Below are 25,699 nucleotides of genomic sequence, written 5' to 3'. Positions count from 1 at the left end.
ACAACAGCAAAGGCCGACAATGACACAAGATGAGCTAAAACTTGCGGTAGCACAGGCCGCAATAGACCACATCAAGCCCGCCATCCTCGACGGCGAAATTATTGGCGTTGGCACCGGCTCAACCGCCAATTTCTTTATCGATCTCTTGGCAGAGTTTAAAGGTGACATAAAAGGCACCGTTGCCAGCTCAGAAGCCTCCGCAGAGCGCCTGCGCAAACACGGCATTGAAGTGCTAGAACTTAATTACACTGGCAACATCGCGGTATATGTTGATGGCGCGGATGAAGCGAATGATCGCTTAGAATTAATAAAAGGCGGCGGCGCAGCACTGACTCGTGAAAAAATTGTGGCCGCAGCCAGCAAGGAATTCGTCTGTATTGCTGACGGCAGCAAATTGGTTGGCCAGCTAGGCGCCTTCCCGCTACCCGTAGAAGTCATTCCTATGGCTCGCAGCTACGTGGCGCGTGAACTAATCAAGCTTGGTGGCAATCCGGTGTATCGCGAAGGGGTTGTTACCGACAACGGCAATATTATTCTCGATGTATACGACTTTATGATCAGCACACCGCGTAAAACCGAAGAAGAGATAAACAACATTACCGGCGTGGTTACGAATGGCTTATTTGCCTGTCGGCCAGCGGATGTTTTGCTACTTGCTACGGCTGATGGTGTAAAAACATTGAAGGCGTGAAAGGCTAAGTCGGACGTCGGACGTCGGACGTCGGAAAATTTCTGCATATCCGAAGGTGCTGCCAAGGCTGCTTTTGAATTTTCGTCAGAACTCCGACGCCAGACCTCCGCCTCGTCTTTAAAGCACTACCGTTTCCACCCGTAAAAAATCACCCAGCTCAGCCAGTAATTTATCACCTGAATTTAGCGGCCCAACGCCAGCAGGGGTGCCAGTCAACACCACATCCCCCGGCATTAAGGTGAAACTATGGCTAATTTCACTCAATAAATTTTCAACACTGAATAACATATCGCCACAGCTGCCCTGCTGCTGCACGCCGCCGTTGCGCGTTAAGCGCAGAGTCAGCGCGGTGAAGTCTAAATTTGGATCAAAAGCCACAAACTCGGCAAGCGGGCAGGCACCATCAAAGGCCTTGGCCCGCTCCCATGGATGGCCTTTTTTCTTGAGTTCGTCTTGCAGCTCTCGCAGGGTTAAATCCAGGGCAAGCCCGATTCCGGCAATGGCGGCGCGGCACGCTTCTGGCGCCGCCTTTGTTAACGGCTCGCCAATAAGCAGGGCCATTTCCAATTCATGATGACAGCTACCTAGACCCTCGGGCAAAGAAAGTGGTTCAGCCATAGCCACCATCGCGGTCGCCGGTTTAATAAACAGCAAGGGCGACGTTGGAACCGCATTGCCCAACTCCTTCGCGTGTTCGGCATAATTACGGCCCACACACACCACCTTACCCGGCGGATGGGGAAAGTCGACATTACCCAACAAGCGATGGCGATACATTGACATACTCCGCAGATTTATAAGCTGTTCCGAAGTTCATAGATCGAAAATTTTGCCCGGATTCATAATCCCCTTGGGATCAAAAACCTGCTTCACCTGACGCATTAGCGCAATTTCTGTCTCAGAGCGAGAATAGGGCAAATAGGCTTTTTTCAGCAGTCCCACGCCATGCTCCGCCGACACGCTGCCGCCATATTTGGCGACAATTTCAAACACGCCGGTGCTAACCGTGCCGCATTTTTCGAAGAACTCATCCTTGTCCATATCGTCGGGCTTGAGAATATTAAGATGCAAGTTCCCGTCGCCGATATGCCCAAACCAAATGATTTCAAAATCAGGGTATTGAGCATCCACCAACGTTTCAACAGCTTCTAAGAAATCCGGTACCCGAGAAATAATAGTAGAAATATCGTTTTTATAAGGCGTCCATTTAGAAATGGTTTCAGATATATCTTCCCGCAGACGCCACAAATTCTTAAGCTGCTCCAAGCTCTGACTCATTACGCCATCTGTCACCCAACCCTCTTCAACACAGGTCTCAAATAAGGCCATGGCCTGCGCCTCAACCTCGTCATTCAAGCACTCGAATTCCAACAGGGCGTAATAGGGGCAGGTCGATTCAAAGGGACGCGGCACACCACTATGGGCCACCACTTTTTGCAGCGCCTGCTCAGAGAAAAACTCAAAGGCAGTTAAATCCATTTCGGCCTGAAAGCGATTAAACAAACTCATAATGCCGTTGAAATCCTCCACCCCGAGGACAAAGGCGGTGAGATTTTTAGGGGGCCGCGTCAGCTGCATTGTCGCCTCGACGATCAGCCCCAAGGTGCCTTCCGCACCGATAAATAACTGACGCAAATCGTAGCCCGCATTGTTTTTGAGTAGACCGCGATTCAACTCCAGCATATCGCCATTGCCAGTGACCACTTTTAAACCGGCCACCCAGTCGCGGGTCATGCCGTAGCGAATTACTTTTATACCACCCGCATTGGTGGCGATATTGCCCCCAATTTGCGACGAGCCCGCCGAGGCAAAATCGACGGGGTAAAACAAACCACGCTCTTCGGCAAAATCCTGCAACTGCTCGGTAATAACACCAGCCTGACAAACGACCGTGCGATCAATCGGGTCGAAGTCGCTGATATGACTCATATAGTCGAAAGACACGACCACTTCACCATTGGCTGCCACGGCGCCACCACTCAATCCGGTGCGACCGCCTGAAGGCACAATGGCGAACTCCAGAGCATTCGCCAGTTTCACCACCGCCTGCACTTCCGCCGCCGTGCGCGGAAACACCACCGCCAAGGGCGCCGGCGTATGTGCTTTGGTCCAATCTCGACCATGACTAAACAGGATTTCGGCGTCGCTACGCACCTTGTCGTTGCCGACGATTGCCTGCAGCTCGCTAATAATGGTTTCGGATGACGGAACAGGGCTTGCCGACATGGTAAAAATGCCTCTCTGAATAGCACTTGGGAAAGGCGGATATGATACCATACTGCGCTTTCACTGTACCTCAGAGTGGGGCGAGCAAACTCATGGCAAAAACATCCCTCGACAAAGCCAAAATCAAATTCCTGTTATTGGAAGGACTTCACCAGTCTGCTGTCGATGCCCTGCATGCAGCGGGTTACACCAATATCGACTACTACCAAAAAGCCCTGCCTGACGACGAACTTAAGAAAAAGATCGCCGACGCCCACTTTGTCGGGATTCGCTCGCGCACCCAGCTAACCGCTGAAGTATTAGATGAAGCGAAAAAACTGATTGCCGTCGGCTGCTTCTGTATCGGTACCAACCAAGTCAATCTACAGGCAGCTACTGAGCGCGGAATCGCGGTATTTAACGCGCCATTCTCAAACACCCGCTCCGTTGCCGAATTGGTTATCGCCGAAGCCATTCTATTAATGCGCGGCCTAGCAGAGAAAAACGCCGCCGCTCACCGTGGCGAGTGGATGAAAACCGCCGTTGGCTCCTACGAAATTCGCGGCAAACGCCTTGGTATTATCGGCTACGGTTCTATCGGCATGCAGCTTTCTGTTATTGCCGAAAGCCTGGGCATGGAAGTCTGCTTTACCGACGTGGTTAATAAACTACCACTGGGCAATGCCAGCCAAGTGAGCTTAGGTGAACTACTCGCCACGGCCGACGTTATCAGCCTACATGTGCCAGAAACCGCATCAACACAAATGATGATCGGCGCAAATGAGCTGGCACAAATGAAAACCGGCGCAATTTTGATCAATGCCGCACGCGGCACCGTGGTTGATATCGATGCACTGGTCAATGTATTAAAGGACAACAAACTCGCTGGCGCTGCAATCGATGTATTTCCAGAAGAGCCGCGCAGCAATAGCGATGAATTTATTTCGCCACTGCGCGAATTCGACAATGTGTTTTTAACACCACACGTTGGCGGCTCGACCGTGGAAGCTCAGCTCAATATCGGTATGGAAGTCGCCGATAAGTTAGTGAAGTATTCTGACAACGGTACCAGCACATCGTCGGTCAACTTCCCAGAAGTTGCTCTGCCTGCCCACCCTGGCAAACACCGTATTCTGCACATTCACCACAATGTGCCGGGCATACTCAGCGCGATCAACCTGATTTTCTCTGAGAACAACATCAACATCTCTAGTCAGTACTTACAAACTAGCGAGAAGGTTGGTTATGTGGTCATTGATATTGATGAAGCCTCAAGTGAGTTTGCCGTAGAGAAGTTGCTGGATGTAAAAGGCACTATTCGCTGTCGCGTACTTTTTTAAGCTAGCACCGCAACAAAGGGCATACCGCCGAATATGGCCGATATACTTTCACCCGAACTCGCCGCGCTAATCGATAAGCACGCACTGGTCGGTATCAATTATTTCGACATCAACGGCGATGCCCTACAACAAAGAAGGCTGGCGGGCACAGTAGTCAGAGTCACCGCCAACGACGGTATCACCCTGCGCCAAACAAATGAGGAAGAATTTACACTCCCCTCGTCCATGGCACCGTGGTTTCTCGCCCCCGCTGGCAACTACAAAACCAGTGATGGCGAATCCGTTAGCAACCCTGACTACCTGGTTACGTGGACTGTGCATCGCTGCCAAGACACGAACAAACCTGAAGGTGAACACCAGTGGTGGGAATGGGTGGCGAATACTACACCGCCGTCTGTGGGTTAATCCTCGAACCTCTAAAAAGAACGTCGACCAAAGCAAGAATTCCTTAACGGCATCAGCGTACTCCCTTCGCAATGCCTGCACATGTCAAATTAAACATTCAGTACAAAACGCCTACCTCATTAAAACCAAAAGCATTCGCTTACGCTCGCATGGATTCACGGGAATCGGGGGTGACAGTGGTTTTTGCACAGCCCGGTACAAGCGGAGGATGGCAGTGGCTTAGTTTAAATAAGGCTCTATTGCGACTATAAGCCCCACCGCAACTTATCAACTACGGCTACTATTCCGCTTAAATAAAACATACGCTAGCCCCGAAACCCAGACAACAGAGGCACCATAATTAAGACGCTGGTAAAGGCCAAAACCTAAACCGGATTCAATAGCTAAAATCATAGGCAGCAATACGACAATAGCTAATAGGGTGCATAGCAGAGAAAAAATACCTAGGGCTTTAGACTCTACCAACTTCGGCCCTAAATGCACCCATACACCACTGGCTATAACAAGCGAAAGAAACATCACCAAGCCAGATAGATTATGAATTATCTGAGACTCAGAAGGGCTTTGAGGGTTGCAACCAACGTCACATGAGAAATAACCGGCCGTAATACTGCCCACTCCGTGTATAACAATTAAGACTCCTGTAAATCTAGCGAGTTTTGAGTACGGAAACTCCTTAATTATAGAAGTACCAAACAATGCAAACAGAACACCGAGAGGGTAATTATTAATCATTGGCGAAATGAGATGAGTCGGCGCGCCAATCGCGCCAAGCTCACTTAAAGCTTGGTTGAAATGGCTATATCCTGGATACAATGCGCCCGCAACAGTTACGCCAACTATCAACCAGATTGGGGTTAAGATACCAGATAAGAATCCTAAGTTTTTAAATTCCATTTTCAACGCGCATTCCTTTGTACTTTCTTACTTAGCAACCCAAGCCACACAAATATCCTCTGTAGCGACTCCCGAGCCAATTAAAGATAATCATCACAGGCCTGCCACAACTGTTCGCGAAAGCGCTCTCCCTCTTTAGCAAGATGATGTCTCGCGCCCGGCACATAAATCACCTTGGCATTCGGAAACTTAGCTTGAATTCTTGGCAGGTTATAACGCCACTCAACGGTATGGTCATTATCACCTTGCAAGATCAACATTGAGCTTGCTACCGGCGTTTGCCGATGAAACCAAGGCTGCCATTTTTTTAGTGCACCCACCCAGCTAATGGGTAGTGATCTCGCCTGTAATGGATCTCGCTCTCGTAAAAACTCCAAAAACACTTGGTCATCTGAATTGTCGGCAAATTTACGTGGCAGGCTATGTATAAAGTGCTTTAGCACAGCATGTGCGGGCTTACCCCACCACCAATCACAGGGTTTTAACAGCGGGGCGAGTAATACCACACGATCAAAATCACGCTCGCCACCACTCAGCAAATGAGACATTAAGACCGCACACCCAGTACTTTGTGCCAAGCCTACTTTCCTAGCTGGCAAGCCAAAATTCGCCACAACCTGAAAAGCATCACATAGCACTTGTCGGTAGCGCATAAAGTCATCAATCGCGGCACGCTCACCGGTAGACAAACCATGACCGGGCAGATCGTAAGCAACAACCGAATAACCGTGTTTTAAAAAATAATTTATTACATTATTAAAAAGACCAACATGATCATAATAGCCGTGGTACACAAACGCGGTACTGTGAGCCTCCGGCAGGCTAAAAATCTGCATCGCGATACGCTCGCCCGCGCTATTAAATGCACCAAATAAATGAGTGAGACCGGAATAACTGTCTTCAAAATTTATATCGTAGTAACGGCTGTAGTCCAGCGCCCAAGGCACATCAGCAATGAAACTCGTCACCGAGATATTTGGTATATCTGGCAGCGCAAGCGGATCAAAATCTGGTGACCAATCAATCAATGGATATTGCTCCTAAATTATATCGTGCTGGCAGTTATCCTAAACATCAGTGTGTGCCTACGTATTATTCAGTCTCAAATTCAGCACACTGCGCGCTTAAAACCTGATGCACTAACTGACGATTCTGCTCATCAGGCAAACACAAAACAGATGTAGTGTCAGACGCCAAATGAGCGAGACTGACTTCAACAATATCCTCTGCGGTCCACCAGAGTTTATCCGGCACTTTACTGGAGTCGAGATCAGCCAAGGCTTCCCGCTTACTAAAATCAGTGCGCGTGTAGCTCGGACACAAACACTGCACGCGAATACCGTCGCCCTTCACCTCTTGCTGCAGGGCTTGGGAAAACATATTCAAAAAGGTTTTTGTTGCTGCGTAGACCGCAGAATATTTCACAGGGAAGAAACTGCCCATCGATGACACGTTGATAACGACGCCACGCCCCTCTTCTTTCATGTAAGGTAAGGCAGCGCGACACAGCGCCAAGCTCGCATTACAGTGCAAATTCACCATGGCCATCTCGGCGTCTAAATCCGATTCTGCAAATTTGCCGTAGGTCGCAAAACCGGCGTTATTAATCAGCATGGTCACTGGCCCCTTCTGACGAATCGCTTCCATAACCCGAGCAAGCCCTTCAGTGGTGGTTAAATCTAAGGCAAAACTCACAATACTGAGCCCAGGCTGTTCCAACTCAGTAACCACCTCGGCTAATTTATCTGCGTCACGCCCGATTAAAATCATGCCTTTGCAACGCGGTGCCAACTTCAGAGCGAAGGCTTTACCGATACCCGCTGAAGCGCCGGTGATTAATGTAATTTCTGTTCGCGACTGCGCGCTCATGGTATTTCCCTTATCGTCATCATCAAATAGCGCTTGCTAAACCCGCTTCGAAGGCGACCCATCTAACTAAAAAACCGTTTTGATCAGCCCTAGCGTAAATAAACATTGAGCGCCGAAAGGAATAATACCTTAGGTGGCACTGTTGATAAAACGACTCTTCAAAAGAGCGGATCAACAATAACTGCAAATGAAATATTTGTGATCGTCTGGGGCTCTAGGCTAAGCTGATCAATAAATTTTATCGACCACGCAAAGCCTAATTGGAAATAACAACGCTATGGCCAAGACCCAAACTCTAAGCGACTTACTCGGTATTACGCTCCCGATAGTGCAAGCGCCGATGGCTGGAGTTCAAAAAAGCCGTCTCGCCGTTGCCGTATCAAATGCAGGTGGCCTAGGCTCGCTACCCTGCGCCATGTTGAGTGATGACGCAATTGAGGCCGAACTCAATGCGCTCACTCAACAGACTAATAAGCCTTATAACTTAAATTTTTTCTGCCACACGCCTCCCTCTGTCGACCCCGTAGTTGAAGCTGCATGGCAAAAACTGCTTAGCCCCTACTACACCGAACTTGGCTTAGACATCGCCGACATCAAGGCTGGGCAAGGACGCAAACCGTTTACCTGCGCCACCGCTGATCTTATTGAAAAATTTTCGCCACCGATTATCAGCTTCCACTTCGGTTTACCCGAGGCCAGCCTTATCCACCGCATCAAAGCGTGGGGCGGAAAAATACTAGCCTCAGCCACCACTCCTGAAGAAGCCTGCTGGCTGGAATCCCGCGGCGCAGACGTCATTATCGCTCAGGGAGTTGAAGCCGGCGGTCACCGAGGCATGTTCCTGTCAACAAACATTGAAGAACAACTGCCACTGCAAGAGCTACTCCAAGCAATACGGTCGAAGGTCACTATTCCTATTATTGCCGCAGGCGGTATAGCAAGCGCGACAGACATTGCCAAAGCTATGGCGAACGGTGCAAGTGGGGTCCAACTAGGCACAGCCTTTTTACTCTGCCCCGAAGCAGATACCAGCGCGGTTCATCGTCAAGCGCTTAGTAGTCAGCAACAAATGGAAACCACCTTAACCAATGTGTTTTCCGGACGGCCTGCGCGCAGCATCATCAATCGGGTCATACGAGAGCTCGGCCCGATCAGCACCAGTGCACCAGCCTTCCCACTCGCGGCGACGGCCCTCGGCCCGTTGCGCAGCCATGCAGAGCAAAAGCTAATCGGCGATTTCTCCCCACTTTGGGCAGGAGTAAATTACCGTCTTTGCCAAAATATTCCGGCGTCAGCGCTACTGACGGAATTAGCAAAAGGGCTACCCAAATATTGCTAGATATCGCTTAATGCCCAATCACCAGAAGCAATTTGCCAAACGGATACTAGGAAATGAAAAAATTAATGATCTACTTTACCGCTGGCAGCATCGGTGCGCTGGCAAATAGCGTGGTGCTCTGGTGGCTGGGCTACTACGGATATACTGCGCGCTTTGATATCGCTATTGCGCCCCATCTTGACCCAGCTTGGCTTTACCCAAGGATAGTATGGGGTGGCCTTTGGGGATTACTCTTTATTCTACCCATGCTGCAATCTCGCTTATTATTTAAAGGACTACTCATCAGTTTAGCGCCAACTGCCGTACAGCTTTTTCTGATATTTCCGCAAGCCGGAAAAGGCATGGGCGGCATCGAGCTTGGAATGTACACCCCCGCATTAGTATTATTGGTCAACGGCGTATGGGGGCTTGCTGCCGCATTAAGTATTCGTTTGGGGCGTTAATTTATTTTCTGAAAAACGTGCACTTTTTTACCGCTACACTAAACTCGCAGATATCTACTTAAATTATTTTTTAAAATTGAATAATACAACATTCATCAAGAAAAATTTCTGACCATCAAAAAGGAGCTTCTATGCTTAATGAATTCAAAAAATTTGCCATGCGCGGCAATGTTGTCGATATGGCGGTGGGTATCATTATCGGCGGCGCATTTACCACGATTGTTAAGAGCATGGTTGCCGACATTATCATGCCGCCAATTGGCATTATGATGGGCGGCGTTGATTTTGCAGATTTATTTGTCACTATAAAAGAAGGGACGGAAGTCGCTGGGCCATACGTCAATCTAGCTGCAGCCAAAGCCGCAGGTGCTGTCACCATAAACTATGGCACCTTCATTAATACCGTTATCAGTTTTATTATTGTTGCGTTTTCAGTATTCATGCTTATCAAGGGCATGAATAATATGAAGCGCAAAGAAGAGGAAGCAGCACCCGCAGAACCGACCACAAAAGAGTGTCCACACTGCATTAGCCAAATTGCTATAAAAGCGACGCGCTGCCCAAGCTGTACATCAGAACTCGCTTAAAAAAAATAAAATCTTGGACTAGTCATCAGTCAGCGCCACTGATGACTATCTTTACTTTGCGACGACCAACTTCTTCCAACCGTCTTGTCCGAGTTCGGCAATTATGGCTTTTTTATTCACGCTCAAAACTTCCTTACGCGCAACCGCAATAAGTGCCTCACGCGTATCTGGCTTAACACCCGCCAAAACATATAAATGACGCTGCGGGCTTATTGCCTTTTCCAAAATTTTCACACCTTTAAACTTTGCCACCCGCGACCAATCTTCAGCGGACGGTGTTTCAAGTGCAATTTCGGGCGGTAAGTGTGACGCGACCTCTGCGCTTGCATACTCAAGCAATCTACTCACCACCGCCACCATTGCAGCCTTACCGGCAAGACGATTTTGAAGAGAAATTGACGGGAGACGACTTTTATCTCCATAGGCGAGAAACTCAGCCTCCTTATATCCATCCAGACTGCATACCCACTCTGGCGCGTCGCGCCGGTCACTGTCTGGGTAAGCGCATTCAGCATTTGCCGACGCAGTAAATATGCAGCCAAACACCAAACTCAGCGGCAAAAGCTGTCGCATGTCCTTACTCCCTTTGTATTTATCTTGCCGCAGCCTACAAGGAAAATTCATTTTCAGCCACCGCCTGCAGAGGCCGTGGCCACAAAACTCAATGCATAGAACAACTAACGCAGATAAATTACGCGCCACGTCGTTCGGTTAAAAAGGCATGATACCTTAAAAAGACGAGCCCGCTTCTGCCAAAAAGGCCAGCTCTTCATCGCTAGAGGGGCGCGCCAGAATCGCATTTCGGTGCGGGTATCGCCCAAATTTCTCTATAATCCGTTGGTGGGCAAGTGCAAACTGAAAATTATTTTCTAAACCTAAGGCCTCATATAGTCGCACCGACGCGTTTTGTATCGCCACTGATTCACTGTGCATATAGGGCATATACAAAAATACTCGCTGATCCTCTGTCAATTCTGCGTCGGCATGAACGCGCATCGCCTCTTGGGCCAGCACCAAAGCCTGACCATCTGCGGCAAAGGCGAGTGCCGTGTCGCGGAAAATATTGCGGGAGAATTGATCAAGCACGATAATCTCGGCAAGACGCCCCTGTGGTTTATGGCGCCACGAGTAGAGTTCACCCGCCACAGCGGCCCGATGAATATCGCCAAAGCGCCGCGCTATTGTGCTATCTAAATCAGCACTGCGACTAAACCACGCGGAGGACGGCAGCTCAGCAAACCAGAACTCTAAAATCGAACGATAGTGCATCACCTACAACTTTCCCTTGTCTCTTCATTAGCCGGTCTATTATGGCCATAAATCTGCAAACAGGAAGTGCGGAATTACCCTGATTCCCCCAGACACTGATAGAATACGACTCTGCTACAACCGAATACGACCACTTAGGAGAGACTGATGCCCAAGGCAAAAATCGTCAATTTTGAATCCTCGCTAACCGAACTAGAGAAACTGGTCCAGAGCATGGAATCTGGCGATCTGAGTCTGGAAGACTCACTAAAGGCCTTCGAAAATGGCATGCAACTAAGCAGAGATTGCCAGCAATCGCTTGCCGATGCCGAACAGAAAGTGCAGCTCTTAATGGAAAAAGACGGCGAAATCGTTAGCAAAACCTTAGATACGGACAACTAATGCATGAACAGGGAGTTTTCTAACTTTCTCGCAGCCTGCCAAGAAAGGGTGCAACACGCCCTGCCACAACGCCTGCAAAATACCGGCAGCGAATTTGCCGACGCCGACGCTACCGCACGCTTACAAAATCTTAGCGACGCTAGTGAGTACAGCATGTTAAATGGTGGCAAGCGGGTACGCGCCACACTGGTATACGCCACCGCACAAGCTCTCGGCGGGGATATCGACGGTCTCGACGATATCGCCAGCGCCATTGAAATGGTACACGCTTACTCACTGGTTCACGATGATTTACCGGCGATGGACAACGATAATCTGCGTCGCGGCAAGCCCACTTGCCATATAGCCTACGACGAAGCGACCGCCATTTTGGTTGGTGACGCACTGCAAGCTCGCGCCTTTGAATTACTCGCCAACCTGCCCGGTAAAGATGCCGTTGCCAAACTCACCCTAATCCGTCAACTCAGCGCCGCCGCCGGTCCTCGCGGCATGGTTGGCGGTCAGGCGATTGATCTCGCTGCCGTCAATCAGCAACTTGACTTAAGCGCACTCCAAACCATGCATCAGCTGAAAACGGGTGCCTTAATTCGTGCTGCAATCAATATGAGCGCCACCTGGTGTGGAGCCAGCCCAGAGCAGGCCGCTAAGCTAGACGAATACGGCCAAGCAATCGGTCTATCTTTCCAAGTTCAAGATGACATTCTCGATATAGAAAGTAATACCGAAACCCTAGGTAAAGCGCAGGGCGCAGATCAAGCCCTGAATAAACCGACCTTCCCCGCCTTACTGGGCTTGCCGGGCGCAAAAGCACTCGCCACCGAGCTGCACCAACGCGCACTAACGGCGCTCGCCGATTTCGATGAACGGGCCGAATCGCTGCGCGCCCTGTCGAACTACATCATAGATCGTCATTATTAGTTGCTGGCGACAAGAATGATCATCGGCATTTATAGAGAACAGTGAGTCGCCAAAAATCAGCGCAAGAAGGCACACAAATAGGTAAATCAATCCAAATTCGTTTACAATCTCGCCCTTTCACCGGTTCTGGGTTCAACGCTTAATGTTTCAGGAAATCCCACTTACAAGGCCAGTTACACCGATACTGGACTCGATCGACTCCCCAGCCGATCTCCGCCTGTTAGATGAAAGCGATCTGACCGAGCTGGCCCTGCAACTCCGGGAATACCTGCTATACACCGTGGGCCAAACCGGCGGCCACTTTGGCGCGGGGCTCGGCGTCGTCGAGCTAACCATTGCACTCCACTACATCTACAACACGCCAGACGACCGATTGGTATGGGATGTTGGTCACCAGTGCTATCCACATAAAATCTTGACCGGCCGCCGCGAACTTATGGGCGGTATGCGCAAAGCTGGCGGGCTTGCGGGCTTCCCTAAGCGAGAAGAAAGCCCCTACGATACCTTTGGCGTCGGCCACTCCAGCACCAGCATAAGTGCGGCCTTAGGCATGGCCATCGCCGCCCGCCAACAGGGAATTGACCGGCATACCGTGGCCGTTATCGGCGACGGCGCAATGACCGCAGGCATGGCTTTTGAGGCGATCACCCACGCCAGCCACACCGGTGCAAACATGTTGGTAGTGCTTAACGACAACCAAATGTCGATCTCCAAAAATACCGGCGGCCTGAATACCTATTTCTCTAAAATGTGGGCGTCTAAGACCTACAATCAAATCCGCAGCGGCGGTAAATCGGTACTTAAGAAATTCCCGCGCTCGGCCACCGAGATTGCCGCGCGACTCGAAGAATACATGAAGGGCATGGTGTCACCGGCAACTCTTTTTGAGGAGCTGGGCTTTAACTACATCGGCCCCATCGACGGCCACGACCTGAACATTCTGGTACCAACCCTACGCAATCTGCGCGAGCTTCCCGGCCCGCAAATGCTGCACATCATGACCCAAAAGGGCAAAGGCTTTACTCCCGCAGAAGAAGACCCTGTGGGTTTTCATGCCATTTCAAAGATTGAACCCAAACCCAAAAATGGACAGGTTCCCGCGGCAAAAGCCAAACTACCAAAATATCAGGATATTTTTGGCAGCTGGCTCTGCGATCAAGCAGAATTAAGCCCCGAGCTAGTCGCCATCACCCCAGCGATGTGCGAAGGCTCCGGCATGCTGGAGTACTCCGAGCGTTTTGCCGATCGCTTCTACGATGTTGCCATTGCCGAACAGCACGCACTAACACTTGCCGCTGGCATGGCTTGCGATGGTCTCAAACCGGTCGTCGCAATTTACTCCACATTTTTACAGCGCGCCTACGATCAACTGATTCACGATATTGCTCTGCAAAACTTAGACGTGACCTTCGGTATTGACCGCGCCGGATTAGTTGGCGAAGACGGCCCAACCCATGCGGGCGCATTTGATTTAAGCTTCCTGCGCTGCATTCCCAATATGATCGTAATGGCACCCGCCGACGAAAACGAGACGCGGCAAATGCTACATACCGGCTACCAGTATGTTGGCCCCGCCGCCATTCGCTACCCACGTGGCACTGGCCCCGGCGTCGCGATTCAAAAAGACATGCAGCCGCTGGAAATTGGCAAAGGCCGACTGGTTCGAGAAGGCCAAAAGATAGCCATTCTTAGCTTTGGCACCCTGCTCAGCTCCGCCCTCAGCGCCGCCGATGAGCTAAACGCCACGGTTGCAGACATGCGCTTTGTTAAGCCCCTTGATACAGACTTAATAGACGCGCTGGCTGATGACCATGATTTGCTAGTTACGCTAGAGGAAAATGTGATTGCAGGGGGCGCGGGCAGCGCTGTTTGTGAATACCTCAATCAACAAGGCCGCTGGCTACCGATTCTACAATTGGGCCTACCGGATCAATTTATTGATCACGGCAAACATCAGCAGCTATTGAGCGAATCTGGGCTGGACAGCCAAGGCATTATCGACAGTATTCGCCGTCGGGCTGCCGCCATCCCAGGCCTTCAAGCTAGTCTTACTGAGGCCGCGCAGCGCTAAATCGGCAGCAGATTACTCGGCACTTCCGCTGCCAACACCTAGATAATCTCGCGCTCACAGTGCTCGCAACAGTTGCCGATCATTCACGCGAGACCCTATGACTAGGCCCAAGTGTTCGGACTTTCCTTCACACAGTATCAAAATGCGAAGTTGCTTCGTCCGAATCGCCATATTAATGCACAGATTAGGCAACAGGCATAACGCCAATATAACAGTCATATGAATCCTGCAAGAAAGCGCCTAAAAGAAAAGATTAAGTATAAGGAAATACTTGATACAAGGCGAAGACAGATTTATTGTTCGACAAGCATGAATATTCCAAAAGTAATCCACATCAACCAATGGATTGGGAAACAAACAATGTCACCTAGCACTGCTTTTTCAACCTTATAGTTTTATGACTTCAGCTGCGATAGCCGTTGGCAAGCTCAGCAGACTCAACTGGCAACGACAAACATTGAAACTTATATGGGAAATTAAGAGCGCGAATTAATAATAATTATGAGACTGACGTTACGACCTAGGGAGCAGGGATAAAATCAACTTCACAAGAAACACGTAACACACATTTAGCTGCCCACAAACAATACCCGATCCTGCCGCGCATCATCAAAGATTAAACGCGCGCCAGCTAGCAAGAAGGAATAAAAATGATCGTGATTTTTGGAATAAAAGAAAACCTCAACCCAATAAAATCTCAGTTATCTGACGTTATCCATGACTGTATGCGGTCAATTCTTGGCATGCCCGAAGGAAAACGAGCGCACCGTTTTATTCCAATGGAAAAAGAGGATTTTTACTATCCAGATGGTCGCAATGACACTTATACAGTCATCGAAATCAACATGATGGCTGGCAGACAAGTGGACACCCAAAAAAAGTTAATTAAATCACTTTTTCTAGAAATAGAACGTCAACTATCAATCCCACCGGTAAACATTGAAATCATCATAAAAGAACAAGCGCCACATCAATGGGGGTTTCGTGGCATAACGGGGGATGAAGCGAATGATCTCAATTATAGGGTCAACGTCTAATGACGCTAAAAATTTATACAACAAATTAAAATCGTAATATTTTTTAAAGGGATATAAATAAAATAAATGGAGAACGATTATGAAATCACCAGCGCTATGCGTCATTTTATTAACTATAGCTGGCTGTGCCCAGACCATGAAAATATCCGACGAAAAGTTGGGTAGCACAAAGGCGGCTCTCACAATAGACGCCAGTGAATTAAAAGGATATGTCGCAATACCGCTTATTAACTCGAAAGTGGTTAACGTTTACTTATCTGAATTCCCAGAGTGTATCGATGGCGAGCCAAAAGCAGTTCGTTCTCAAAACTTAGGCAAAGCTACCCTAACACCTAAAGAAAACATTCAAACAGTCCCAATACCTAGCGGAAAAAAACTACTTATTTCATCAAATTCACAAGAGAACGCAGGGGGCAACGTAACGACTTGCTGGAATTCTGTTCACTTCACCCCCGAAGAAGGTCATCAATATATATTAAAAATGACTCCGCATAAGTCATTTGGTAAAGCTAAGTGTTCCACCTCGCTCCTTGAACTTGTAAATGGCGACCCAGCACCCGTTGAATCTGCGATATATCCAAAAGTTGAGTACAAAGGTTTTTGGCAAGGTGATCAGTTTAATCATTGTGCACATGACTAATAAGAATACATTCTAGGACGCAGGCTTTAGACCAATACAAACAATATAAATATTTATTAAAAGGTATCATTCCGGCGAGGCGTAAAAGATAAAACATGAATAGAAATATCTTAGCGAGTTTAATTATCTCAATCGCGGGATGCACTCAACAACCAGTAGAAATAAAACCACCCCCAAGGCCTGTACCCGACGAAAAGACGGGGTCATACCAAGGTGTAGGCGCTGCAGTTAACGGCTGGGAACTTAAAACCCCATTCCAAGGGTTTTATCCTAGGCGGCAACTTCGATACGGATACGAAGGCTGGGTTTTGATCAGCTACACCATTGAAGTTGATGGCAGCACGGCAGAAATAGAAGTAATAGATGCAAGCCCGAAAGAAAGCGAATTTAGTTTCGAGTACGTTGCAAAGAAAACCATTTCGAGTTTGCGCTATCAGCGTATAGAGGGTGCTGGCCCAGCTGCTCAGACCAAAGGAATAGTTCAGTTACTTGACTATAGTATTCAACAAGGATCTGAGTAAGATTTAGATTTTTGGAAACAAGCTTAAATAAAACACGGGACTACCCCAAAAAGAGCGTCCCTGCTTTATCTACAACAAAACATGTCTAAAACAAATGCCCCAACTTACCCGACTTAGTCGCCAAGTATTTTGCATTGTGTGGGTTTTGGCCGGTTTGCAGCGGAAGACGTTCAACAACTTCAACACCCTGATCGGTAAGGGCGTTTACTTTACGTGGGTTGTTGGTCATTAAGCGAACTTTGGTGATTTTCAAATGCTCGCACATAACCGCCAACAGACTGTAATCGCGCATATCTGCACCAAAGCCTAATTGCTCATTGGCTTCGACGGTATCGGCACCAGCATCTTGTAATTTATAGGCACGAATTTTATTCAGCAAGCCAATACCGCGACCTTCTTGACGCAAATAAAACAGCGCACCGCGGCCTTCTTCGGCAATTTTCTCTAGGGCGGCTCGCAGCTGTGAGCCGCAGTCGCAACGCATGCTGAACAGGGCATCGCCAGTCAGGCACTCTGAATGTACCCGCGCAAGCACAGGTTCTCCATCGCCAACGTCGCCAAGGGTAAGAACAACGTGCTCTTTACCATTGTCGGTGTCCTCAAAACCATGAATATCAAACACCCCCCATGGGGTGGGTAGTTTGGAGGATTCTATAAAGCTAACTGCCACGGGTATCTCCACGAGCAAATCCGGTGGCGCATTTTACCAGCACGACGCCGCCGAGGCGACTACTAGGCTAATAATCCTTAACCTTACACCTTAGTAACGTGGCGTCAGGACTAAAATATTGTCCTGCTCTTGAAGATTAATATGCTCTAAAAAGCTCATTCCCAGTAGGATTACATGGGGATGATCACCCTCAATCACGACTGCGCGCACCTGCTGAGTTTTAATTTCACCCACCTCGACTCGATTCAAGGTGATGCCAAATGCCTTTTTTACGCCGCCAGCTGTCGCAACAGCTGTCACATCACCACTGGCATAGGAAATTCCCAGCTGCTCTGCCTGCGCGGAGCTCATCGCCACGGACGTTGCGCCGGTATCGACCACTGCATCTGCACTGCGGCCGTTAATAGCGACGCGGGTGCGATATTCTTGGCGGTTGTTTTTATGTAAGGACACCGAGGTTTGCGACGACTCCCGGTAGATAGTGCCAACTTGCTTATTCAAGGTAAGCGTTTTGCGATGACCGTCAATGTCTACCACCGCCATTTTCGGCGTGGCTGAAACAAGCAATACGCCAGAGGAGTCACGCTGACCAGCTCTGAGAAATTGCGAACGACCATCAATTTCTAATAACGCTGCCTTTTCAAATAGGCCGCGCACCACCAACTGGGCGGGAGTTGCCTGCAACGCCGTACTCAAAATAAGGAATACAAGTGTTGCGACAAAACGCGAAATCACGCTGCAGGCCCGTGTAATGCCATCAGCTCAGCCACCACCGCTTCAGGGTCTCGCGCTTGCGTAATCGCACTGATCATCGCCACACTGCCAACCCCCGTTTCCAACACCTCTTTTGCGCGCTTAACATCGATACCGCCAATTGCGGTGAGGGTGTAATACGGCGACAAAATACCCACCCAGCGCCGCAGCTGCGGCAAACCTTGCGGAGTCCAAGGCATTTGCTTGCTGGTAGTGGGATAAACCGGCCCAATCGCGATATAGCTGGGGCGCAGACTGTGAGCTCGTGCGACCTCATAATAGGTGTGAGTACTCACCCCTAAGCGCAGACCGGCGGCGGCGATTGCAGCAATGTCCGCTGTATCTAGATCTTCCTGACCTAGATGAACGCCATAAGCGCCTTCATTTATGGCTAACTGCCAGTAATCATTAATAAAAACCCTTGCCTGGAATTCCTTACCAAGAGCTATGGCTGCCCGAATCTCGTCCTGCAGCGCATCACCGTCTAAATCCTTCACACGTAACTGAATCGTTTTTACGCCGCACGTCAGCAGCCGAGCCACCCATGCGGCACTGTCTACCACCGGATATAAACCTAGCGCACCACCACAAGATTCAAATTTAGGTCGTTTTCCATGATCAGGTAGACGACGACTTAAACTCGGAAAATCGATTAATTGCTGCGGCCAACCAATATGACCAACAGGGCCTGGGCCACTGCCGATCTGCACAGACATACGCAAACCCTGACTCACATAGGCCTTTGCAATGACAAGGGCGTCGGGGATGCCATAACCACGCGCAATAGCCGCAGCGATAGCAGAAGACAAGGTGCACCCTGTCCCATGGGTATTTAAGGTGTCTATATTTGGACCGCTGAGCCAAAACCCCTCTTCGCCGTCAGTCCAATAATCGTGACGCTCATTATTACGTGCGCTTAAATGACCGCCGGTAAGTAACACTGAGCGAGCGCCCAAGGCAACAATATCGGCCGCTGCGCGTTCCACATCATCAAGGCTTTCAATAGTGCGATTTAGCATGGCCTCTGCTTCGCTTAAATTTGGGGTCAGCAAATCAGCCCGTGGCACAATTTTCTCTATCAACATATTGCATACGCCGTGCGCCATCAATTCGTCGCCGGTCGAGGACATCATCACCGGATCGCACACCACAAAACCGGGAAATGTCTCTAGGTATTTACTCACCATGGTCACAACGTCTTCGGAGGCCAGCATACCCAGTTTGATGACGTCGGCCTGTAAGTCACTATCAAGTGCATTTATCTGGGCAGCCAAGGTTCGGCGTGGCGTAACTGAGACATGACCGACCGCAAAACTATTTTGCGCCGTAATTGCCGTAATCACTGTGCAGCAATGTACGCCAAAATCGTGAAAGGTCGCTAGGTCCGCCTGAATACCCGCGCCACCGCCAGAATCCGAACCGGCAATTGTCCACGCGATGGGTTTTTTACGACTTGCCATAAATCCTCTATTTAAAAACTGATACTAAACCCAGTATAGCGGAGGCTGGAGATTAGGCATGTCTCAGGTGAAGCAATGATAAAACAATAGTTCCCCTGGGATCAGGGCGACGCAAATCAACAGGCAGCAGTAACGCCAAATGTCTCAGCGCACCAAGACCTATGCCGACAGCAACGCCCCTGAGTGTTCTTTAGAATATAAAGTGGGCCATTAAACCAACGTGGTTACCATCAACCGATACCGAATTAATATTATTCTGCGTTTCGTAATCGATAAACGTATAACGAACACCCAACCACATGGCATTCCCGATCAGATAGTTGTATTCGAATACGAGTCCCAACGCCGTATCAAAGTTTATGGACTCCCGTCTCTGCCCGTCTACTTTTAACTGCGCGGTAGGAGAAAGATGAACCGTAAAACCCGCGCCAAATCGATTTCTTTCGCCCTGATCAAAAAACATTAATTCAATAGGATAACGCTCAAAAGAGGTCTCACCGTTTTCAGCGTCAATGCTGTCGAAGTGATAATTCGCGGTAAGCCGCACGGCTAGCTGCTTATCTGACGAGACAAACTCCGCCCCAAAACCAAATAAAAATGCACCACCAGCCTTTAGCTTTTCTCTGTCACCGTCGTCAAATTCAACTTGCACAAGCGTATCGCCACCACTGGTGTATCCCGCCGTTAGCACCGGATGAACTGAAAAGCTTTCTTCGGCAAGCGTCTCTTGCGCGTGAACAACTGAGGCAAAGAACAAGCTGACGCTTGTGAAAAAAAATGATTGGATAATACTACGCGACATGGATACCACCTTCCCTGTGTTTAAAATATGCTTACTTGATGACCTTGCGCCAAAAGACGCCCCATCAATATTAGACCGGCACTATAATTTAATAGCGCTGGAATTTTAGCCCACCCGCAAAAGTGAGATCAACTTAAAAGAACCGAAAACCAATATAATATGGGAGAATCTGACTCATAGGATCGTGGTTCTCGTCCCATTTACCAAGAAATAAAGAGCATAAGAAATGAATGGTCTACAAGAAATACGCGATTTTCTCGCCGAGGAATTCCCACAAAGTCCATGTGCTATCGACGCCATCGGCCCCCAGTCAGCGACTGTACGTTACCGCGTTGACGAAAACTCACTACGCCCCGGGGGTACCGTCTCTGGCCCGGTATTAATGACTACCGCCGACGTTGGTCTTTACGCCGCTATTCTTGGCGAAATTGGTATCGTCGCATTAGCCGTCACCACAAACTTGAATATTAATTTTTTGCGCAAACCCAGCGCTGGCAGAGACATTATTGGCGAATGTAGGCTTATTAAAATTGGCCGCCAATTAGTGATTGGCGAGGTATCTTTATACTCCGAAGGCGATGATCGTATGGTCGCTCACGCGGTGGGAACCTACGCAATTCCGCGCATTTGAAAGCAGCTTAAAACCGAGATAGGTATGCGCCACTGACACCGTCAAACAATAGCTTAATACCCACTATAAATAGGAAGAAATAACAGATTCGATAAATGGTCTTCTCACTGACTTTATGCAGTAAATAAAACCCTAAGCGCACGCCAACAGGAGCCACCGGCATCAACACAGCGGCAGTGATTAGATTTGTGTGATCAAAACTGCCTTGCAGACTGTAGGGTACAAGCTTAATCACATTAACCACCGCAAAAAAGATAGCCATGGTACCCATTAGCAACGATTTTTCTAAACGTTGTGGCAGCAAGTACATATTTACCGGCGGCCCACCTGCATGAATACCAAAACTAGTAAAACCCGCCACCGCGCCCCAAAAACCGCCCCGCAGTTTACTTGGGCCACGGGCATCAATTGGCTGGGTTTTAAGCCAATAATTTAGACAGAACACTACCGCAATAACACCAATTAAAATACGAATCATATCCTCTGATAAATAGCGAAATCCAATACTACCCAAGGCAATACCAACTACCGCACCTGGTAGCAATATTTTCAAGTTCGCCCTATCCCACCGCCCACGAAAACTCCATAACGCAACCGCATCCATGACCAACAAAATTGGCAACAGAATCGCCGCTGCCTGAATAGGTGAAATAGCCAAACTCATTAGCGGTACGGAAACCACCGCAATACCGCCACCGAATCCGCCTTTTGCCATACCAAAAATCAATATCGCAGGCACTGCGCAAAAATAGAAAAATGGATCGGTTATCACAAATCAAAAACCTTATAAGTAAAACGATTATTCAGCGTAACAGACGCCATTTTTTATAAAACCAGCGCGCTTCGCTCTACGCTGATAAGTGAAATAATTTCTTGATGTAGCATCATTCAGACAACCCCCTTCTCCTCGATCACATCCGCATCAAAAAGTGCCTGCAATTCGTCATGGGCATCACGGGCACTTTGGATGAGTGCTTCGCGGTCGTTAAACATTCTATGTTGCTCCGCCAGCAGTTCTTCATCGTGGCGCTGAAAACGCTGTATACGTGCCTCGGCCCGTTCGGGGCTTAAACCAAGTCCAATAAGCGTTTCCCGGCTGATTTCCAAGCTTGAATGAAAGGTTTCCCGAATTGGCCGCGCGCCTAACTCCAAAAGTCTATGTACATGAAAGCGGCTACGGGCTCGCGCAATAAACTTAATATGGGGATACAAGCGACTCACCAACTCGGTGATTTTGATATTTGTCTCTGGGTCGTCCGCTGTCAGTACAAAGTACTCTGCTTTATCGGCATCAACTGCACGCAGGATCTCGGGACGCAAAGGGTCACCATAAAACACCGGAGTGCTATCGATGCTGCGCGACAGATCAATGGTATCTACCGACAGATCCAAGGCGACAAAAGGTACTCGCTGCGCACGCAAAATACGGGCGACAATCTGTCCCATCCTCCCCATACCAACAATCACAACGCGGGGTTCATCACTCTCTATTTGCTCATATTCTGGTGGGACTGGCTTCGCTATCGGCTTGGGTTTAAGCACCTTTGTCAAAACTATAATTAACAGCGGAGTGAGGGCCATTGATAGGGTAATCGCTAATATTAAGATGCTATGAAGCTGAGTCGTCAGCAATTGCTGATCTTTTGCAATTTGAAATATCACAAAGGCAAACTCGCCCCCGGCTGCCAAGACAATACCCAAGCGCAACGCACTACGACGATCTAGGCCGCCCAACGCATTGCCCACCAAGGCAAGAATCGGAAGTTTGATCCCCATCAGCAACACCGTTAATCCCAGCACGGTCAGCGGCATGGTTACCAGCAAATGTACATCGGCACTCATCCCAACGCTTATAAAGAACAAGCCCAGTAGCAGCCCCTTAAAAGGCTCTATTTGTGATTCCAATTCATGGCGATATTCAGAGTCGGCTAACAGGAGGCCAGCGAGAAATGCACCCAAGGCCATCGATACACCAACCGCATCCATCAACCACGCCGTGCCCACCACCACCAATAACGCGGTAGCGGTTGAGACTTCTTGCAATCCGGTTTTTGCGACCATACGGAATACCGGACGCAATAAATAACGCCCACCCACAACCACCGCAGCAATACTGACTAATATACGCACCACAGACACAGCGCTCGCGTCATCCGCAACACCGCCACTACTCAGCAATGGTACCAAGGCAATCAAGGGTATTGCCGCGATATCCTGGAATAGCAGTATTGCGAAAGCCATACGACCATGGGAGCTTGTCAGTTGTTTGCGCTCCGCCAAAATTTGCAAGCCAAAGGCAGTAGAGGACAAGGCCAAACCCAAACCCAACACCACACTGGTCTGCCAAGGCTGGGAAAAGCCAAAATAAGCGACGCCACCAATGACCAGGCCACTTAACACGACCTGAGCCAAGCCCACCCCAAACACCGCTTTGCGCATTAACCATAGGCGCTTCGGAGAAAGCTCAAGGCCAATAATAAACAGCAGCAGAACCACACCGAATTCAGAAAAATGCGCTACATTTTCAGGGTTATGGATAAGAGATAGCGCTGCCGGGCCGATCACCACACCCGCAATCAAATAGCCCAGCACGGCGCCAAGCTGTAAGCGTTTTGCCAAGGGCACAACAAACACCGCCGCCAGTAATAAAACGACGGTTGCCTGTAATAGACTGCTTTCATGTGGCATTTGCGACTCCTGTCAGCAAAAAGATCACTAAAAATAGTAGGTAACAATAATAACTGTCTTCACTCTGAATAGGACGATTTAAGTAAACCAATTTACACAAGACTGCCACTAACCTCACTAGAAAAGAGACATCTAAAATCGCATCTACGAGCGGGGGGAAAGTGATAGACGCGCGGATGACTAAAAGTGCGATGATTGAGGATAAGTGTATAGGAAACGGGCTTTTTTAGGGCATGCTCGGAGGGTCAATCGGAGAGATTGCTTAAAACCATGTGGCATCAACTATTTAAAAATAACGCCACCCCAAACGCAGATTAGGGCGGCGGCCACGCTTATAACTCAGCAATAATTTTCGAGTATTGCTCAATCATCGGCATCACAATTTCTGGCTTGTTCCAATTTTGCATACCAACGCCAATATTGCAGCGACTTACCCCGCAATCTCGGTAGTGTTTAAGGACGTCTGGCGTAACCTCTGCCATTACCACCAAGGTAATGTCGACGTTGGCAGGGTCGCGACCAAACTCACTCACCTGCTGGCGAAAATCTTTGATTGATTTCGCCACATCAGGCAGCGCAACATCAACCGGCATCCAGCCGTCAGCCCACTGCGCTGCATGGCGCACACCTAGTGGTCCCATGGCACCGAAGACCATCTCGGGTATATGTATAGGTTTGGGTTCAAACCACACCGGATCAAAATCAATAAATTCGCCGTGATACTCGGGTGACTCTTCAGTAAACAATGCCCGTGTCGCGGCCACCGTTTCTTTCATCGCCAAATAACGCCGCTGCCAAGGCAAGCTAGTGGCGTTCTCGAACTCTTCCTGATTCCAGCCCACACCCGTGCCAATAATGACCCGCCCGCCAGACAGGCGATCAAGCGTTGCGATTGTCTTGGCTTGGGAAAACAACTCCCGCTCCATGAGCAGCGCAATACCCGTCCCCAATTTTAAGGTTGTCGTCGCTGATGCCGCCGCCATCAGGGAGACATACGGATCCATCATCTCTTTATACGGCTCTGGCAATTCTCCGCCTGGAGGGTAAGCCGTTGTCCGGCAGCGAGGAATATGGCTGTGCTCGCCATACCAAAGGGATTCAAAGCCCGCCTCTTCGAGAATCCGCGCGAGCGTCGCCGGATCTTGATCGTTAACTGTGTTCATTGAGCTAAAGCCGAGATGCATATCACACCCTCTTATTGTTATATCTATTGAAGAGTGTAGAGCACCATCATCGCTGCTTACATCCCCCACTTTGATGAGGGTTAAATTAACGTCATGTGGCCGTCACGCTGATGTATCTGGGAGATCAAGCCAAAATTATTGTATTCGACAGGATAGTGACTTAAGCAGGAACAGGCCGCGCCGAGTTGTGAAACGTGGCGCGGTGTTCGTATTTACTAGTAATTTACGCCGATTTAAAAATAGCTTCCGCTTTAACCCAGGCTGGCCTTGCGCGCAGGCGATTCAAATATGACTGAATCGCAGGATACGGGATAAACGCCGCACCTGTTTCGACTTCAGGCGACGCAAACAGTGGCGACTCCAGCATCATAAGAGGAAAGGCCACCATAATATCGGCGCCAGAAAATGCGCCGGCGATATACTCTCGCTCGCTAAGAATCTGATTCATATGCGTGAATACGGTCTTAAACTCACCCTCGCAAAATCCCTTCAATCCCGGCGAGCTGGTTGCCGTCATCGCGCTGAGCATATCAATCAGTATTGGCGTCATCAGCGTGGACTCCGCCGCATGCATCCAATGTAAATAATCAATATAGGCTGCTGTATCGCGATTTGGCCGTAAACGCCCCTCGCCATATTTATCTAAAATATACTCAACAATAGCGCCGGACTCAGGAATAGTTTTGCCATCATCCTCGATAAGCGGCGCCTTGCCCATCGGACTAACATCCCATAAAGACTGGGGAGAACGAAAGGTTTCGGGGTTACGAGTGTGGGTAATTAATTCGTACTGCAAACCAAGCTCTTCAGCCAACCAGATACTCCGATCTGAACGAGACATACCGAGATGATGAATTTTTAGCATTAGATCCTCCGCTCTTTTAGTTATTATCGGCTT

The 25,699-nt window shown here is 49.1% G+C and carries 28 protein-coding genes and 1 pseudogene; 13 read left to right on the top strand and 16 right to left on the bottom strand.

The annotated features are described in order from the left end of the window. Positions 1 to 19: 19 nt before the first annotated feature. Positions 20 to 691: a ribose-5-phosphate isomerase RpiA gene (gene rpiA / locus O9X78_RS05530; RefSeq protein WP_269618618.1), complete on the top strand. Its 672-nt coding sequence runs from the start codon at positions 20 to 22 to the stop codon at positions 689 to 691. A gap of 117 nt (positions 692 to 808) precedes the next feature. Here rpiA and O9X78_RS05525 read toward each other — a convergent pair whose 3' ends face one another. Continuing rightward, positions 809 to 1,468, bottom strand: a complete 660-nt coding sequence (locus tag O9X78_RS05525; protein ID WP_269618617.1) for a fumarylacetoacetate hydrolase family protein — start codon at positions 1,466 to 1,468, stop codon at positions 809 to 811. Positions 1,469 to 1,504: 36 nt separating this feature from the next. Then, complete coding sequence (locus O9X78_RS05520; protein WP_269618616.1) at positions 1,505 to 2,917, bottom strand: FAD-binding oxidoreductase; 1,413 nt, start codon at positions 2,915 to 2,917, stop codon at positions 1,505 to 1,507. A 92-nt stretch (positions 2,918 to 3,009) separates the two neighbouring features. Between O9X78_RS05520 and serA the strand changes: the two genes are divergently transcribed. Then, entirely contained in the window at positions 3,010 to 4,236 is a 1,227-nt protein-coding gene (gene serA, locus O9X78_RS05515; RefSeq protein ID WP_269618615.1) for a phosphoglycerate dehydrogenase, read from the top strand. Positions 4,237 to 4,269: 33 nt separating this feature from the next. Then, positions 4,270 to 4,641 (top strand): hypothetical protein, encoded by a 372-nt coding sequence (locus O9X78_RS05510; protein ID WP_269618614.1) that lies wholly within the window; start codon positions 4,270 to 4,272, stop codon positions 4,639 to 4,641. A gap of 267 nt (positions 4,642 to 4,908) precedes the next feature. Here the strand turns inward: O9X78_RS05510 and O9X78_RS05505 are convergent, their stop codons facing one another. The 3 genes from O9X78_RS05505 to O9X78_RS05495 form a co-directional block, all read right to left on the bottom strand. Continuing rightward, the gene (locus tag O9X78_RS05505) at positions 4,909 to 5,538 is read right to left on the bottom strand and encodes a DUF998 domain-containing protein (protein ID WP_269618740.1); all 630 of its coding nucleotides are present in this window, start codon (positions 5,536 to 5,538) and stop codon (positions 4,909 to 4,911) included. Positions 5,539 to 5,618: 80 nt separating this feature from the next. Next, positions 5,619 to 6,566, bottom strand: a complete 948-nt coding sequence (locus O9X78_RS05500; protein ID WP_269618613.1) for an alpha/beta hydrolase — start codon at positions 6,564 to 6,566, stop codon at positions 5,619 to 5,621. 64 nt (positions 6,567 to 6,630) lie between these two features. Next, positions 6,631 to 7,407 (bottom strand): SDR family NAD(P)-dependent oxidoreductase, encoded by a 777-nt coding sequence (locus O9X78_RS05495; RefSeq protein WP_269618612.1) that lies wholly within the window; start codon positions 7,405 to 7,407, stop codon positions 6,631 to 6,633. A 277-nt stretch (positions 7,408 to 7,684) separates the two neighbouring features. On the opposite strand from O9X78_RS05495, the gene O9X78_RS05490 reads away from it, so the two are divergent. From O9X78_RS05490 to mscL, 3 genes are all read left to right on the top strand, one after another. Further along, on the top strand, positions 7,685 to 8,746 hold the full coding sequence (locus O9X78_RS05490; protein ID WP_269618611.1) for an NAD(P)H-dependent flavin oxidoreductase: 1,062 nt from the start codon (positions 7,685 to 7,687) through the stop codon (positions 8,744 to 8,746). Between the two features lie 53 nt (positions 8,747 to 8,799). After that, positions 8,800 to 9,189 carry a hypothetical protein gene (locus O9X78_RS05485; RefSeq protein ID WP_269618610.1) on the top strand — a complete coding sequence of 130 codons (390 nt, stop codon included), beginning with the start codon at positions 8,800 to 8,802 and terminating at the stop codon, positions 9,187 to 9,189. 131 nt (positions 9,190 to 9,320) lie between these two features. Then, a complete protein-coding gene (mscL, locus tag O9X78_RS05480; protein WP_269618609.1) occupies positions 9,321 to 9,776 on the top strand; it encodes a large-conductance mechanosensitive channel protein MscL in 456 nt (151 codons plus the stop codon). Positions 9,777 to 9,827: 51 nt separating this feature from the next. On the opposite strand, the gene O9X78_RS05475 is transcribed toward mscL, so the two are convergent. Together O9X78_RS05475 and O9X78_RS05470 are read right to left on the bottom strand one after the other, a co-directional pair. Then, complete coding sequence (locus O9X78_RS05475) at positions 9,828 to 10,349, bottom strand: hypothetical protein (protein WP_269618608.1); 522 nt, start codon at positions 10,347 to 10,349, stop codon at positions 9,828 to 9,830. Positions 10,350 to 10,505: 156 nt separating this feature from the next. Further along, positions 10,506 to 11,045: a DUF924 family protein gene (locus tag O9X78_RS05470; protein ID WP_269618739.1), complete on the bottom strand. Its 540-nt coding sequence runs from the start codon at positions 11,043 to 11,045 to the stop codon at positions 10,506 to 10,508. A 147-nt stretch (positions 11,046 to 11,192) separates the two neighbouring features. On the opposite strand from O9X78_RS05470, the gene O9X78_RS05465 reads away from it, so the two are divergent. The 6 genes from O9X78_RS05465 (at position 11,193) to O9X78_RS05440 (ending at position 16,613) form a co-directional block, all read left to right on the top strand. Next, positions 11,193 to 11,426 (top strand): exodeoxyribonuclease VII small subunit, encoded by a 234-nt coding sequence (locus O9X78_RS05465; RefSeq protein WP_269618607.1) that lies wholly within the window; start codon positions 11,193 to 11,195, stop codon positions 11,424 to 11,426. A 3-nt stretch (positions 11,427 to 11,429) separates the two neighbouring features. Next, positions 11,430 to 12,344 (top strand): polyprenyl synthetase family protein, encoded by a 915-nt coding sequence (locus O9X78_RS05460; RefSeq protein ID WP_269618606.1) that lies wholly within the window; start codon positions 11,430 to 11,432, stop codon positions 12,342 to 12,344. A gap of 142 nt (positions 12,345 to 12,486) precedes the next feature. Beyond that, positions 12,487 to 14,415 (top strand): 1-deoxy-D-xylulose-5-phosphate synthase, encoded by a 1,929-nt coding sequence (gene dxs / locus O9X78_RS05455; protein WP_269618605.1) that lies wholly within the window; start codon positions 12,487 to 12,489, stop codon positions 14,413 to 14,415. A gap of 650 nt (positions 14,416 to 15,065) precedes the next feature. Then, a complete protein-coding gene (locus O9X78_RS05450; RefSeq protein ID WP_269618604.1) occupies positions 15,066 to 15,452 on the top strand; it encodes a tautomerase family protein in 387 nt (128 codons plus the stop codon). Positions 15,453 to 15,531: 79 nt separating this feature from the next. Continuing rightward, entirely contained in the window at positions 15,532 to 16,092 is a 561-nt protein-coding gene (locus O9X78_RS05445) for a hypothetical protein (RefSeq protein ID WP_269618603.1), read from the top strand. A gap of 95 nt (positions 16,093 to 16,187) precedes the next feature. Beyond that, complete coding sequence (locus O9X78_RS05440) at positions 16,188 to 16,613, top strand: energy transducer TonB (protein ID WP_269618602.1); 426 nt, start codon at positions 16,188 to 16,190, stop codon at positions 16,611 to 16,613. 85 nt (positions 16,614 to 16,698) lie between these two features. On the opposite strand, the gene ribA is transcribed toward O9X78_RS05440, so the two are convergent. From ribA to O9X78_RS05420, 4 genes are all read right to left on the bottom strand, one after another. Further along, a complete protein-coding gene (ribA, locus tag O9X78_RS05435; RefSeq protein WP_269618601.1) occupies positions 16,699 to 17,283 on the bottom strand; it encodes a GTP cyclohydrolase II in 585 nt (194 codons plus the stop codon). A gap of 90 nt (positions 17,284 to 17,373) precedes the next feature. After that, positions 17,374 to 18,018 (bottom strand): retropepsin-like aspartic protease family protein, encoded by a 645-nt coding sequence (locus O9X78_RS05430; RefSeq protein WP_269618600.1) that lies wholly within the window; start codon positions 18,016 to 18,018, stop codon positions 17,374 to 17,376. Next, the gene (gene thiE, locus O9X78_RS05425; RefSeq protein ID WP_269618599.1) at positions 18,015 to 19,496 is read right to left on the bottom strand and encodes a thiamine phosphate synthase; all 1,482 of its coding nucleotides are present in this window, start codon (positions 19,494 to 19,496) and stop codon (positions 18,015 to 18,017) included. The genes O9X78_RS05430 and thiE overlap by 4 nt, the downstream gene beginning before the upstream one ends. Before the next feature lie 190 nt (positions 19,497 to 19,686). After that, positions 19,687 to 20,298 (bottom strand): outer membrane beta-barrel protein, encoded by a 612-nt coding sequence (locus O9X78_RS05420; RefSeq protein WP_269618598.1) that lies wholly within the window; start codon positions 20,296 to 20,298, stop codon positions 19,687 to 19,689. 226 nt (positions 20,299 to 20,524) lie between these two features. Here O9X78_RS05420 and O9X78_RS05415 point away from each other — a divergent pair, with 226 nt between their 5' ends. Beyond that, positions 20,525 to 20,929, top strand: a complete 405-nt coding sequence (locus O9X78_RS05415) for a PaaI family thioesterase (RefSeq protein ID WP_269618597.1) — start codon at positions 20,525 to 20,527, stop codon at positions 20,927 to 20,929. A gap of 7 nt (positions 20,930 to 20,936) precedes the next feature. On the opposite strand, the gene O9X78_RS05410 is transcribed toward O9X78_RS05415, so the two are convergent. The 5 genes and pseudogenes from O9X78_RS05410 to O9X78_RS05395 all read right to left on the bottom strand — a co-directional run bounded on the left by O9X78_RS05410 (position 20,937) and on the right by O9X78_RS05395 (position 25,666). Further along, positions 20,937 to 21,701, bottom strand: coding sequence for a sulfite exporter TauE/SafE family protein (locus O9X78_RS05410; protein ID WP_269618596.1), 765 nt, complete (start codon positions 21,699 to 21,701; stop codon positions 20,937 to 20,939). A gap of 116 nt (positions 21,702 to 21,817) precedes the next feature. Next, entirely contained in the window at positions 21,818 to 22,510 is a 693-nt protein-coding gene (locus tag O9X78_RS21015; protein ID WP_435056046.1) for an NAD-binding protein, read from the bottom strand. Continuing rightward, positions 22,502 to 23,617, bottom strand: a pseudogene (locus O9X78_RS21010) (monovalent cation:proton antiporter-2 (CPA2) family protein); the annotation flags it as partial. The gene O9X78_RS21015 and the pseudogene O9X78_RS21010, both read right to left, overlap by 9 nt. A 332-nt stretch (positions 23,618 to 23,949) precedes the next feature. Then, the gene (locus tag O9X78_RS05400) at positions 23,950 to 24,780 is read right to left on the bottom strand and encodes an LLM class F420-dependent oxidoreductase (protein WP_269618594.1); all 831 of its coding nucleotides are present in this window, start codon (positions 24,778 to 24,780) and stop codon (positions 23,950 to 23,952) included. A 244-nt stretch (positions 24,781 to 25,024) separates the two neighbouring features. Then, positions 25,025 to 25,666, bottom strand: a complete 642-nt coding sequence (locus O9X78_RS05395) for a glutathione S-transferase family protein (protein WP_269618593.1) — start codon at positions 25,664 to 25,666, stop codon at positions 25,025 to 25,027. Between the last annotated feature and the right edge of the window lie 33 nt (positions 25,667 to 25,699).

Origin of the sequence: Zhongshania aquatica (assembly GCF_027257955.1) — a bacterium.
Classification (GTDB): Bacteria; Pseudomonadota; Gammaproteobacteria; order Pseudomonadales; family Spongiibacteraceae; genus Spongiibacter; species Spongiibacter aquatica.
Note: the sequence above shows the minus strand (reverse complement) of the source record. Positions and strands in the feature narration are given on the sequence as shown.